Origin of the sequence: Paenibacillus sp. JNUCC32, from assembly GCF_014863545.1 — a bacterium.
Classification (GTDB): Bacteria; Bacillota; Bacilli; order Paenibacillales; family Paenibacillaceae; genus Paenibacillus_AQ; species Paenibacillus_AQ lautus_A.
Map to the genome: position 1 here is coordinate 6762854 of NZ_CP062260.1, position 12796 is coordinate 6775649.

The following is a 12796-nucleotide window of genomic DNA, read 5'->3' on the forward strand; positions in this document are numbered from 1 at the left end:
CCTATCCATAAAGTTATAGAAAATCTGGGGGCAACAGCGATCGGAAGCATGATCCGCATGCGAAGTGATGTACTGCTTAAAAGGTGTATCCGTGTATTTCTGTTAAAGCAACTATGAATAACTTCAATCTAAGCCCTCGGCTCCCCCGAGGGCTTTTTCACACCTTCAAAACCATATAAAAGGAGGAAGAATTATGTATGAGCACATCGGTCAGTTTTTTAAGATGCTGGTGGCGGGGACGGGGGCCGTGACAGGTTACGTCTGGGGCGGATGGTCGCTGCCGCTGCATCTGCTGTTGTGGTTCGTGGTGATCGATTGGTTGACCGGGTGGGGCGCGGCCTGGATGAACGGCCAGCTGCGCAGCCGTATGGGTTATACTGGAATTGCACGCAAAATGACCATTTTTCTCATCATCGCCCTGATGCATCTGGTGGACCGGGTACTGGGGGAGATGAATTATTTTCAGAATACGGTGATTTTCTTCTATCTCGCGAATGAGCTGCTGTCTATTATTGAGAACGTGGGAAGAATGGGGGTACCGATCCCCCAGTCCCTGCGTAATGTGGTACAGGTATTCCAGATCAAATCCGAAGAAGGGGATAAGCCAACCGCACGAGAGGAGGAGAAAAAGGATGAAGCCCTCTGAATTTATAGCCAAGCTGGCACCCATAGCTGCTCAGGACATGCGTCAGTACGGGGTACCCGCTTCGCTTACGCTTGCCCAGGCAATCCTGGAATCCAACTGGGGAACGAGCGGCCTGACGCAAAAGGCGAACAATCTGTTCGGCATTAAAGGAACCGGCCCAGCGGGCAGCGTGACCATGCAGACAACGGAATACCGGGGACTGACACCCTATACGACCCAAGCTTCATTTCGAAAATACAACCATTGGCATGAATCGGTTGCCGATCATACCCGGCTGATCCTGAACGGTACGCGTGACAAGCCGCAGCGCTACCATGGCGTGTTATGGGCGAATTATAAAACGGCGGCAACGGAGATTTGGAGAGGTGGCTATGCCACAGACCCCAACTATCCCAAAAAGCTTATTTCCATCATAGAGCAGCATTCGCTCCATCAATATGATGTGCCTAGTCCGGAGGAGGAGGAACGCATGAAAATCGAACAATTAACGGCAGAACTGCAAAAAACGCAGGACCAAGTTCGGCAGCTTAACGAGCAGTATGCTTCGGCAATGAAACTGCTAACCGAGCAGGACCATGCCATCAAGCAGATGAATGCCAGGCTTAAGGCGGCGGAGACGGAGAAGCCTGCGAAGGTTCCGTCTTGGGCGGAACCGGCGGTACAAGCTGCAAAACAGGCAGGAGTACTTCATGACCCTGAGGGAAGCTTCGATTTTTACCGGATCATGACCGTGCTTTATCGTCTGGGGATTATCCATAAAGAGAGTAAGTGAAATTTGAGTTTTCTGTAAGAGACGGTTCATCTAATTAACATGGCAGGGGTTTATTCTTTTGAATGACTTTGGATACAACTTGAACTTGAAGTATAAGGAAAACAAAATAAGAAACCGCTTGGTCGCCAATAGGCGGCCTTTTTATTTGGCACGGGTTTTACAGGGAAAATCCCTGATTATATAAACCAGAAGGAGAACAATCATGATGGCAAAGTATCTGTTAACGCATGTAGAAGGGGAAAAGGCTTATCCGGGTGTGGAGGAATTCGATGGGGATATTCATGCTTACATGGAATCAAAGGCATTGTATATCCGTACCATTCCCTTGACTAGCGGTGTGAACGGAAATTATGTCTACGCCGACGGTCAGAAGGACCGCTTCGGTGATTCCGTCACGCTGGGACTGCTGACTTTTGTGCAGAATACGATCCCCGCCCGGCATATTCGCTGGATTATTGCCCCGTTGTAGAAGGAGCTGGCGCATTGGTGGTAGGCGCGGTATAAATTACCGCTTATATATAATATTTATCGGACTATATGTTTAACCAAGCATGAATAGCCTGAAAAAAGAAAAGTCGCCTAGCGGCGACTAAAATAAAGCAGCGATGCAGTTTTCGATGATTTTTCTACTCCGGGTTGCCATAATGTAATATTTATCAGTCAATATGTTTAACCAACTGGGAAACCAACTAATTTCTCGACATGAAAGGCAGATTAACGTGCCTCCCCATTACGTTTTTCACGTATTATACCTTACCTCACTTCACCCTCACCGTCCTCACCGCATCTGCTTGATTCCCCGCATGATCCGTAACGGTATAGGTCACCGTGTAGATTCGGCTTTGACCGCGTGCCGATTTCTCCGCTCGCAGCCGGAAATGAGTGTCATGGGTACCGAATTCGGCATCCTGAACATCCGGTCCTTGATCACCTCCCTTGCCTTTGCTTTCGCTGTTACTCGCGTCCTTATCTTTCTCAATGGAAATCCCCTGGATATCCCGGCTATCCCCCTTGCCGCCTGCACTCTCAATGGTGATGGAGGTTAGCACGATGGACGCAACGCCCGAGCCTTCATCGCTGGATTCGAGGCTAGCGCGAATATCGACCATTTTGCGATTCGGCGCCTTCAGTACGGAAGGCGAGAGCGTAACCTTAAGAACCGGGGCGATTTTATCGATGTTCGACACGGTTGCCGTTAAGGTGCCTTCGTTGCCGTCCTCATCCGCATATTCGAAGGTAAACGAACCGTTCTCCGTAAACCTGTAAGTTGGAGATCCGCCGTTATTCGTAACGGTAATCGGACTCTCCGAGACCAAGGCTGCTACAACGTCCCCATTCGTTGGGGCCGTCGTGCTGTACTCCAGGCCCACGGTGAGATCGGTATACGTGACGTCAGGTGCCGCCGTGAAGTTCTCCCCGATATTATCCAGCGTATTCCCGCTTAGCTTGATATTCTTGCCTGCCTGGAGCTGAATTCCGTTGCTGTTGCCGGTGATGACGTTGTCCAGAATCTGCACGTTCTCCGGGTCTCCGGCTCCGATGCCGCCCGCGTTGGTGTCCCCGTTGTCGTGCTCGAGCAGGATGCCCCAATAATGCTCGGCGGTGTTCTGACGGATTGTGTTGCCTTTGATGATCGTGCCCGGCCCGTTCAAAATATTGATGCCTGCCGCGTTAGGAATATCGACGGTATTCTCGATCCGGTTGTTCTCGATGATGGTATCCGGCGAGCCCATCGATACGACGATGCCTTCCCGGGCATTGCGGATCGTGTTGTCGTGGATATAGTTTTGCGGGCCGGATTTGCTGTGATTGGTCGGGGCGGTCCCCCCGGTATTCCCGATGCCGATGCCGCCGCCATACGGCATGTCGGTGATCAGGTTATCGTGGATCTCGTTAAAATACTCCAGCTCCCCATGCAGATCAATCGCATCCAGCCGGACCTGGTGGAATTCGCTGTGCCGGATCACATTGTTATGGGCCACATATTGAATGAGTGCGCCGTGTCGCAGGTAAGGCCCCTCGAAGGAGGAGTCTTCGACCAGATTCCACCTGGTATCGTTGGAAAACCCGTTGCGGTCGACCTTCGGCACGCCCTGAATGGATACGCCGTACCCGGCACCGCCCGGACCAAGGTCCGTGGCATTTCGGAACGTCGTGTTGCGGACGACGATGTCATGGCTGTTCTCGATGCGGACGCCCATGCGGCTGAATTTCTCGATCGTCACGCCGTCGATCGTGATGTTGTACGATGGCGCCTCGCCATAATTGGCGGCAATGACCATCATGTCGGGGCCGCCGGCATCCGGGTTGTTGATTCTGTGATCCGTCGTGTACTGGCCATCCCAGGCAGATGTCAGCGTCAGGTTGGAGATGGTCAGATCATGCTGTTTGGCGGATCTCAGCATCGTGCTGTTGCGGACCTTGTTCAGCGAGGTCTTTAGAATCGCGCCGTTCTGGCTTTCCCCGCGTAAATTGACCTCGGATTTCAGCATCAGATTGGTCAGTCCATCGGGCGTGCTGTTTAAGTTGTAAACCCCATTCGGGAAAAACACCTCGTCGCCCGGGAGCGCTTCATCCATCGCTCGTTGGATCGCCGGTCGATCGTCCGTTGCATTGTCTGCAGGATCAGCCCCGTAATCGACCACGTTCAGCGTCCTTCCGGTAGCGGCAAAAGCCTGATGCACCGGATGGTCGCTGCCGTCCGCATTCTTCATGCCTGGGACGGTAAAAGGAACGGTACCCTCCGGCGGCTGCGGCACAAAATCCGGAATGATCGCCACGGGCGTATCCCCGCTAGCGAAGGGCGGATAGATATGAACTTCCGTTAGGCTCGTATAGGCACTGCCGTCCGAATTTCCGCGCCCGGTCAGCCTCACGTAGCGGGCGTTCGTATCCGGAACGTCAAAAGCCTGCATTGCGGTGGTGGTTCCGCTGCTCGAACCGTTGAAGAGGGAAGACCAGGTCACGCCGTCATCGGAGGCTTCGATATCGATCTTCGTCGCGCGAACGTCCCCTTTATAGAAGGCGATACCCAGATAACCGATGTCCCGGGCCTCGCCGAGATCGTACATGATCCACGGACCGTCGCCGGCTGCAGACCAGCGAGTATATAGATTCTGGTCCAGGGTATTATCCTCGATATTGCCGTCGCTGCCGCTTGCCGTGACCGAGGCCACAGGCCAAGGGGCTAAGGGAGCGCTAAGCGTCGTAACCTGGAGCGTCAGCGGAACCGGACTGACGTTTTCGGCCGCATCCACGGCCTCGACCTTATAGCTGTACTCCGTGTGCGGTGATAGTCCCTCCGCTTCATGGCGGGTGATGTCGGAGCCCAGCTCCATGACTTTGACGCCGTTTTGATAAACGTTGTACTTCGCGACGATCTTGTTGTCTTCCGCCGTCGGCCATGACAAATGCACATAATCTTCGCCAATGCTGCCGATGGACAGGCGGCTTCCGTCCGGCCAGGACGGCGGCGTTGTATCCTGACTGGAATCCACCCATTCGCTTACGACCATGGCAGGTCTCGGATTGCTGGAGCCGTTGGCTTCCTTGGTATAGATATTGACGCTGACACCGGTATGGGTCGCATCCGCCAGAAGAAACGATACGCTGCCATCTGTTAGGTGACTGCGGACATAGTCCGTCACATCGACGCTGTACACCTCCGGCCGGCCGCCATTCTCGGCCTGTACGGTAAACGATCCGATATAAGCATTTGGATCGAGAACGTTCACGGGTGCATTGTTCCAAGTCAGTTGGCTTTCGCTCCAGGCTATATCCTCGATCCCGTAGAGGGAGAGCTCAAGATCCGTGTTGCTGGTGCCTTTTTTCGCGGCGACCTGGAATTCGTACCGGTAATCGGGATCGCTCAGGGTGGAAGCATCGAATTTGAAATAGACATACCTTTTGTTGGTTGTACCGGATGAAACGCTAAACAAACCGACGCTTGTGCCTGTAGCGGAATTGATATTGGCGTCCGGTTTGGAGCTGTCGATCAACGCATCGTCCGAGGGCTCCAAACGGCCAACCTCAACGGGGATGCCCGTTGAAGGATCAGTCGGGTCGGTGGGATCGGTCGGATCCGTCGGATCAGGAGGCGTGTAGCCGTCTTTGTAGAGAATCGGCGTCGTGACCTCCAGATTCTTCACGTGCTGCTCCATGAAGGCCCAAGCCTCCGCATCCGCGGTTGTTTTGGCTTCTCCGGTAAAGCCGTGGCCTTGGCCGGGAACGATTTCGAAATCGACCACAGGAACGCCGGCTGCCGTCAATTGATTGGCGAAGGTGACGCTGTCGGTATAAGGGATGGTGGCGTCCGCGTCTCCATGCCGAATCCAGAACGGCGGATCATCGGGAGTGGCGTACGTTCCGGGCATGGCAAGCCGTGCTTCAATCGGGACGGACAGGGCGTTATGCCCGCCGAGCAGCTTCGTGACCGAACTGTACCGGTCGGCAAAATCGGTCGTGAAATCGGCAGGTCCGTACCAGTCCACCACGGCCTGCACCTTGGTGGAGTATTCCGGCCAGCCTCCGGTCCCTTCGATATCAGGCAGATGTACCGTATCCCCGGTATCCAGCGTGACCGTGTCCTCCAGGGTCAGGTCTCCCGTCGTTCCGAGCAGGGAAGCGAGATGCCCTCCCGCCGAAGTGCCCCAGACGCCGATTCGGCTCGGATCGATGTGGTATTGCTCGGCGTGGGCCCGCAAATAACGGATGGCCAGCTTCACGTCTTGAATTTGGGCCGGGTAAGGCGCTTCGGGAGTTAGACGGTAGCTTAAGGAAACGCCGATATACCCGCGTTTAAGGACATAGTTGCAGATGCTGCCCAATGCGTTTTTGCGGTCGCCCTTGTTCCAGCCTCCGCCGTGAATGTAGATCATGACCGGCATGGGCTCGGCCGGGGGAGTGCTCGGAACGGCGATGGACGTATAGAGGTCCCGGTCGCCGGCTTTGCCGATCAAAACGTCCTCATAGAGGGTTACGCCTTCCGGAGCAGGGTATGGGCCGGTTTCGGCCGGCGGGGGTTCAGGCACGGGATCGATCGCAGGCGGAATGCCCGGGATGGCCTGACCGGACAGCGAGACGCTGTCGATATACATATTGGCGTTCATCGGATCACCTACCCGGAACTGGATTCGCACGTTCGGATTGCTGTTCGCTTCCGGCGGCAGCGTCCAGGTTTTTAACGTGTTGGATTCGCTGCGCGGCGCTTCAGGAGTTCCCGGGGCCAGCTTGAAATCCTCCAGCAGGCTCCAGGTCGCGCCTTCGTCGCCGGACCACTCTGCCACGATGCTTCCGCTGACATAAGAAGAGGCTCTCGTATAATAACTCAGCTTGATGTTGCCGTAACCCGTCGTATTGACGGGCAGATAGACGGAATCGGTCACGTCGATTTTCATGAGGTTCGGCATGGACGGCGCGCTGCCGGATACGGAGGTCTTGGCTCTGCTTCCGCCTTCCCCGGTTTGAACCCAGGGCAGGGGAACAACGACTCCTCCGGTGGTGCCGTATCGCTCGGAATCGAAGTTATCGGAGAAGAATAGAACATCCGGACCTTCTGGCTCCGGTAGGGGATCGGAAGCTGAGGCAACAGATTCTGCCGCAAGATCGAATTCTGCAACAGATTGTGCAGATATAACAGGAAGCTGCCCTGGGGATGCCATGACGCTCATGGTTATGAGCAGGCAGAGGACTAGGCATGAGAACCGGTAAAGTTTCTTCTTCAACGTTTCATCCCTCGCTTTTCGATTGGTAGTTGAAGCGTGTTTAAGAACGCCCGGAAGCAGGCGCTGGACTGTCCCGGGCATCGGATGGACAAGTGGAAGCTACGGATGCATGTGCGTTAGTGAGAAGAAGGTGGCTTTGACATGGTCGGATTGATCGGAGGTGGTATCGGATTTGTTCTGGTTATAGACGCCTGCTTTGAAGTAAAGATATTTATCGTTGTAACCGCTTGGGAGGGTATGGTTCACGGTGGTGGCCGATCCGCCCTCCGGGATTACTTTTACCGTCATGAGCAGTCCGGTCACCTTGATTTCATAGCTCCATGTCTGGCCGAGGGCAATGCCGTTTACAGGGTTAAGCTGGTTCGGTCCGCCGAGTATGTTCACCCAGGTGTTGTTGTTGTCCAGATCATCGGTCCCAAAATAAACCGCACCTCTGCTGTCCGAAGGACGCTTGTGGTAATAAAGCCGTATCGGCTCGGTGCTGGGGCCATGGATTTGCCCGACCACGACGCGGCCGATTTTATCGGCTTCGTTACCGCTGACGGATACACGATCCACGCGTAAGGTAGCCTTCATCGTTCCATCCACGCCGCCGGCCTGCGACTTTATGGATGGGGAGGAGGTAGAGGTTACCCAATTATTGGCCCATGAGGAGGCGCTGTTCGTCGACGGATTCAGCATTTCCCGAAGCTCGGAGCGGGTGTAGGTACTGTTCGTGGTGGTCTCGCCGATATTAGGGGATGTGAATACCATGCCGCCGGTGACGGGATCGGTATAGAACCAATCCGGATGCTCATAGCCGCCGGCGAGTGCGCTAGCTGGAATCTCGGACGCGTCAGGCAGGGTGATTTTCCACTTGGTTAGGTCAAAATTGCCCGAAGGGGGTTTAGCCGGGTCAAGGTTTCCGCTTCCTCCATCCGTAGTACCTCCCCAAATTTCGACCTCTGTGTAACTGTTCCAGTCATTTGAGGTGTTGCCGTAGCCCACAATGCGTACATACCGGGCTTCAGCGACGGGGATGGAGAAGGATTGCAGCTGGTTGTTTTGAGCGCTAGTGACAGCGTTCCGTGCTTGAAGCCAGTTGGAGCCATCCGATGAGGTTTGAATATCGAAGGTGAATGTGCGCGTGTCTCCGTTGTAAAACGCGATCTTGACCAGTGAAACCGGTTGGGCGGACCCAAGATCCAGCCTCAGCCAAGTGCCGTCGCCTTCGCCGGACCAGCGTGTGCTAAGACTGCCGTCCACCGCTTTCGATGCATCGCAAGCACAGCGGGTGTCGTAGCTGCTGGCCGATGCGGAAGCCGGGTACTTGCTCTCATTAGCTGCGACACTCTGTCCTTCAAATAGACCAGCAAGCAGCATGGCTGCACTGATCAGGCAGAAAGTCATTTTTTTGGATAAAGCAAACCTTCGTTTCACGGCGATCCCTCCCGTAGGTTGATGTAATCGTTAATAAATATCATTTCCCTCCTTTCTGCGGTGCGCTTCAGACTGGCATGACAGCGCTTACCTAAAACGTAGCAAGAATGTGCGCACAGGTCTTGTGTTAATCCTATAAGTACTTGGTATTTTTGCATAATGGGAGGATTTATTGCGCCTTCTGCCCTCCCGCAGCTTTCCTGGATGATGAAGCATCGTGTATTTGGATATCGTCACACCTGACTCGGACAGGAAATATCTTGTTTCGCGATAACGGATAGGATGAGCCGGGTATACAATGAGGGAACAGGCGGAAAGGGAATAACATTTTTCTTCGGATGCCGTATGGCATATAATCTAAAGAACGAACGATTCCGAATCGACCTTAAATAGATAAAAAAAACAGGAGTGGGACAAATGACACTGAAGGAGCTTAGAGAGCATCGCCAATATCCGGAGCAAACGAAGTCGGATGCTTCGCGCGCGGTATACGAGCGGGATTATTCGCGCCTGATCCATTCGCCGACGTTCCGCAGGCTGCAAGGAAAATCGCAGGTATTCGGCGCCGGCACCGGCGATTACTACCGGACGCGCTTAACGCATTCGCTTGAGGTGGCGCAGATTGCGAGAGAAGCGGCACGGAGCCTGACGCGTCTTTATCCCGAAGTGCTGCCGGAGCAGGCCGAGAACGCAGGGCTGATGATTGATCCCGAGGTGGTGGAATGCGCGGCGATCGCCCATGATTTCGGGCATCCTCCGTTCGGCCATAAGGGCGAAGAGGTGCTGCAGGGCATTCTGGAGAAGCTCATTGACCGCAGGACCGAGAAGGAGCTGACGCGCCAGCCCGGTACGCCGACACCGGAGCAGGCGGCCGAGGTGCAGCAGGCCATGCGGCGCAAATATGAGCATTTTGAAGGGAACGCGCACAATTTCCGGCTGATCATGTTTTTGGAGAAAAGAGAGAACGTAAACGGCCTCAACCTGTCGGATGCGGTGCTGCTTGGCATCAACAAATATCCGTTCTCCGGCCTGGATAATCCCAAGGGGATGTACCGGCATGAATGGGAATACATCTCCCATATCCGGAATGAGTGGCAAATACCCGGAACGCACAGAACGCTGGAAGCGCAGCTTATGGATCTGTGCGATGACATCGCGTATTCCGCGCACGATCTGGAGGATGGCATCAAAGCCGGGAAGATTGAGGTGCACGAGCACTTTTTGCGGGACAGCCATCTCAACAAGTTGATCGTGCAGAAGATCATGACGCTGGAAGACGAGGTGTGGAAGGGATGGACCAAGGAGCAGATCCAGCCGAAGGTGGATTTGGTGCTGGACGAGTTTTTGAAAATATGGAACGAAAAAATGCCGACCTGCGAGAATGATTATTCACGCACCCGGCGCGAGGTCAAGGCCTACTGGGTCAGCCTGTTTGTGGGCAGCCTTGGCGTGATCGCGAACGGGGATTGGAAAAAGGTCACGTTTGTCAAAGACGGCGTGGAAGACGAGGATATGCTGCGAACGGTCAGCGTCCTGAAAAGTTTCGCCTGGGTGACCATGATTCGCGACCTGCGGGTTCAGCGCCTGCAGAAGCGCAGCGAATGGATCATCAAGCGCTTGTGGGATGCCTTTCTGGATCCTGTCGCTTCAACGGCGATCATTCCATCCGACTGGCTCCAGCGATACGAAGCGGACCAGAAGCGGGCGAATCCGATCTGGACGTGGGAGCATATGGTGATTGATTATATCGCAGGGATGACGGACGCTTTTGCCGAGAAAATCTATAACGAGTTGTACGGACTCAAGGTAGGTTCGATCTATGATTTGGATTAGTAACGGCGATACAAGGGGGATTGCATGAATAGCCAATTGAAACTGAGCGTGCTTGATCTGGTTCCGCGATGGGGAGAGAGCTCGTTCGAAGAAGCCTTGCAGCAAGCGGTGATACTGGCGCAGTCTGCGGAACAATGGGGCTACGGGCGATACTGGGCAGCGGAGCATCATGATCTGGAGCACCTGTCCTGTGCGTCGCCCGAGATCCTGCTGTCCCATATCGGCGCCCGAACAACGCGCATCCGGCTTGGTTCCGGGGCCGTGCTGCTGCCCCATTACAGCCCGCTGAAGGTGGCGGAGAATTTTCGCATGCTGGCGGCGCTGTATCCCGGTCGCATCGATCTCGGGATCGGGCGGGCGCCGGGAGGTTCGGCCCATACGAGCATGGCGCTTAGCGGGAATTTCCTGGGGCATGTGGCGGATTTGCCGCAGCGAATTCGGGCTTTGACCGAACTGCTGGAGGACCGGTATCGCTACGACGATGTGCCGGTGGCAGCCAAACCGGTACCTGCGGCGCAGCCGGTGATGTGGATGCTGGGCACGAATACGAAAGGTGCCGGGTATGCAGCCGAATTCGGGACGGGCTATGTATTCGGACAGTTTATGAGCGATACGGACGGGGCGGAGATTCTCCGTTCTTACAGGGAAGGCTTTCAGCCAAGCGCTGATCTGAGAGAACCGCGTGCGATGGTGGCGGTGAGCGTGATTTGCGCGGAGACGGAGGAGCAAGCAAGAAAGCTGGCCGCGTTAATTCCACGGCCTGGGGAGAGCGACCTTCCTTCGGAACCGACGGATTCCGATTCTTCCGGTCCATCCCGGAGGCTAATCATCGGCGCGCCTGCAAGCGTGCGAGATAAGCTGCAGATGATGGCGGAAAAATACCGGTGCGACGAGTTCCTGGTCGTTACCCCCGTGAGCGATTACGATGCGCGGCTGGAATCGTATCGGCTGTTAATGGGGCAGTAGCGACTGCTGCACACTGCTGCACATATATAATAGAAGAGAGACGAAATACATGAAGAATACGAACGACTATGACATGACCTTCGGTCCGTCCTCCATGAGCGATAAATCATCTTATCTGTATACGTATGCCTGTCATGAAACCGAGCGGGCGCTATGCTTGATGGAGCTGACGGAGCTGTTCGGTCAGGGGCCTGACGGTGCGGACTGGCTGGAAAGCGAGCGGCGGGTCGATCCGGATCGCAGCCCGTTCCTATCGGCCAGCCTTGACGTCAAGATGACTGGAGATTCCATCGAAAGCATCGCCGAGCAAGCAGGCCGCATTCGACTTAACCAAACGACCTTCAAAGTCGTCTGCCTTAAGGCGGGCGATCGTTTCAGCTATGATCAATTGCGCGGTTTCGAACGGATGGTAGGTGGCCGAATCGAAGGAACGGCGCAGATGAAATCTCCGGATGTCACGCTCGGCCTGATATCCCTAAACGGAATCTGGCGATTGGGGGTATTGCACGAGCCTGAACGTGCCTGGCTGGAGCATAAGCGGAAGCCGCAAAATTATTCGACAGGGCTCAGCTCGAGGGTAGCCAGGGCGCTGGTCAATCTGGCCGTGCCTCGGATAAACGGTGCCACGCTCATGGATCCCTGCTGCGGAATGGGAAATGTATTGATCGAGGCATTCTCGATGGGAATCCCGGCCGAGGGCCGTGACATCAATCCGCTCGCGGTTCGGGGAGCGAGGGTGAATCTCCGGCACTACGGTTATGATGACAATAAAGTTGCCGTCCAGGACATGAACACGCTGCATGGACATTATGATGCCGCTGTACTGGATTTGCCGTATAATCTGTGCTCCGTCTTTCCAGAGGATGAGCAGTTGCGGATGCTGAAAAGCTTACGCTGCTTGTCAGATCGTGCTGTCATCGTAAGTACGGAGCCGCTAAGAGAGCAGCTGACGGACACGGGGTGGAAGGTGCTTTCTCATTGCACGACCCGCAAGGGGAGCTTTGTAAGGGATATTTGGCTGTGCGAATAAACGGCTCCCCGATTTATTCGGCAGGATCATATCGATACTTCTCCAAATCAATGATGCCTTTGTGATTGACGGCAACACCTTCGTCCTGCAGATACAGCTCCTGCATGAGCCTGGACTCATCGTCTTGGATCGCGATTTCTCCTTTGGCGTTGATGACCCGATGCCACGGCAGCTTGTGAATATGACTGAGGGTGTGAAGTATTCTGACGACCTGCCGGGCGCCCCTGGGGCTGCCGGCCAGTCTGGCCACCTGTCCATAAGTCATCACGTATCCTTCCGGAATGCTCTGAATCACTTCAATGACGCGTTTTGTAAACGGCTGCATTTATGTGTGCTCACTCCATTTTCCATATAAATAAAAAGGGCGTCCCGACAGGCATGGAAAACCTCGGGACGTTCCTTTTTTT

General features: G+C 54.7%; 9 protein-coding genes. 6 read left to right on the forward strand and 3 right to left on the reverse strand.

What is annotated here, in order from left to right; genetic code table 11:
• The first annotated feature begins 193 nt into the window (after positions 1-193).
• The 3 genes from JNUCC32_RS30150 (at position 194) to JNUCC32_RS30160 (ending at position 1887) form a co-directional block, all read left to right on the forward strand.
• Positions 194-646: a phage holin family protein gene (locus JNUCC32_RS30150; RefSeq protein ID WP_192570638.1), complete on the forward strand. Its 453-nt coding sequence runs from the start codon at positions 194-196 to the stop codon at positions 644-646.
• On the forward strand, positions 633-1418 hold the full coding sequence (locus JNUCC32_RS30155) for a glycoside hydrolase family 73 protein (protein WP_192570639.1): 786 nt from the start codon (positions 633-635) through the stop codon (positions 1416-1418). Before JNUCC32_RS30150 ends, JNUCC32_RS30155 begins: the two co-directional genes overlap by 14 nt.
• Positions 1419-1620: 202 nt before the next feature.
• Entirely contained in the window at positions 1621-1887 is a 267-nt protein-coding gene (locus JNUCC32_RS30160; protein ID WP_015737345.1) for a hypothetical protein, read from the forward strand.
• Positions 1888-2176: 289 nt separating this feature from the next.
• Here the strand turns inward: JNUCC32_RS30160 and JNUCC32_RS30165 are convergent, their stop codons facing one another.
• Entirely contained in the window at positions 2177-7141 is a 4965-nt protein-coding gene (locus tag JNUCC32_RS30165) for an alpha/beta hydrolase fold domain-containing protein (protein WP_192570640.1), read from the reverse strand.
• A 99-nt stretch (positions 7142-7240) separates the two neighbouring features.
• Positions 7241-8560 carry a polysaccharide lyase family 7 protein gene (locus tag JNUCC32_RS30170; RefSeq protein ID WP_192570641.1) on the reverse strand — a complete coding sequence of 440 codons (1320 nt, stop codon included), beginning with the start codon at positions 8558-8560 and terminating at the stop codon, positions 7241-7243.
• Between the two features lie 417 nt (positions 8561-8977).
• On the opposite strand from JNUCC32_RS30170, the gene JNUCC32_RS30175 reads away from it, so the two are divergent.
• Genes JNUCC32_RS30175 through JNUCC32_RS30185 form a run of 3 tightly spaced genes read left to right on the forward strand, consistent with a single transcriptional unit; the run spans position 8978 to position 12389 of the window.
• On the forward strand, positions 8978-10393 hold the full coding sequence (locus JNUCC32_RS30175; protein WP_096776573.1) for a deoxyguanosinetriphosphate triphosphohydrolase family protein: 1416 nt from the start codon (positions 8978-8980) through the stop codon (positions 10391-10393).
• Positions 10394-10417: 24 nt separating this feature from the next.
• Entirely contained in the window at positions 10418-11359 is a 942-nt protein-coding gene (locus JNUCC32_RS30180; RefSeq protein ID WP_192570642.1) for an LLM class flavin-dependent oxidoreductase, read from the forward strand.
• A gap of 49 nt (positions 11360-11408) precedes the next feature.
• The gene (locus JNUCC32_RS30185) at positions 11409-12389 is read left to right on the forward strand and encodes a TRM11 family SAM-dependent methyltransferase (RefSeq protein ID WP_192570643.1); all 981 of its coding nucleotides are present in this window, start codon (positions 11409-11411) and stop codon (positions 12387-12389) included.
• A 13-nt stretch (positions 12390-12402) separates the two neighbouring features.
• Here the strand turns inward: JNUCC32_RS30185 and JNUCC32_RS30190 are convergent, their stop codons facing one another.
• On the reverse strand, positions 12403-12714 hold the full coding sequence (locus JNUCC32_RS30190) for an MGMT family protein (RefSeq protein WP_015737339.1): 312 nt from the start codon (positions 12712-12714) through the stop codon (positions 12403-12405).
• Positions 12715-12796: the final 82 nt, after the last annotated feature.

What these genes read in the sequence shown, in the direction of transcription:
- JNUCC32_RS30175 (WP_096776573.1), top strand. Translation starts at nt 8,978, where the DNA reads ATGACACTGAAGGAGCTTAGAGAGCATCGCCAATATCCGGAGCAAACG.
- JNUCC32_RS30185 (WP_192570643.1), top strand. Translation starts at nt 11,409, where the DNA reads ATGAAGAATACGAACGACTATGACATGACCTTCGGTCCGTCCTCCATG.
- JNUCC32_RS30150 (WP_192570638.1), top strand. Translation starts at nt 194, where the DNA reads ATGTATGAGCACATCGGTCAGTTTTTTAAGATGCTGGTGGCGGGGACG.
- JNUCC32_RS30160 (WP_015737345.1), top strand. Translation starts at nt 1,621, where the DNA reads ATGATGGCAAAGTATCTGTTAACGCATGTAGAAGGGGAAAAGGCTTAT.
- JNUCC32_RS30180 (WP_192570642.1), top strand. Translation starts at nt 10,418, where the DNA reads ATGAATAGCCAATTGAAACTGAGCGTGCTTGATCTGGTTCCGCGATGG.
- JNUCC32_RS30155 (WP_192570639.1), top strand. Translation starts at nt 633, where the DNA reads ATGAAGCCCTCTGAATTTATAGCCAAGCTGGCACCCATAGCTGCTCAG.
- JNUCC32_RS30190 (WP_015737339.1), bottom strand. Translation starts at nt 12,714, where the DNA reads ATGCAGCCGTTTACAAAACGCGTCATTGAAGTGATTCAGAGCATTCCG.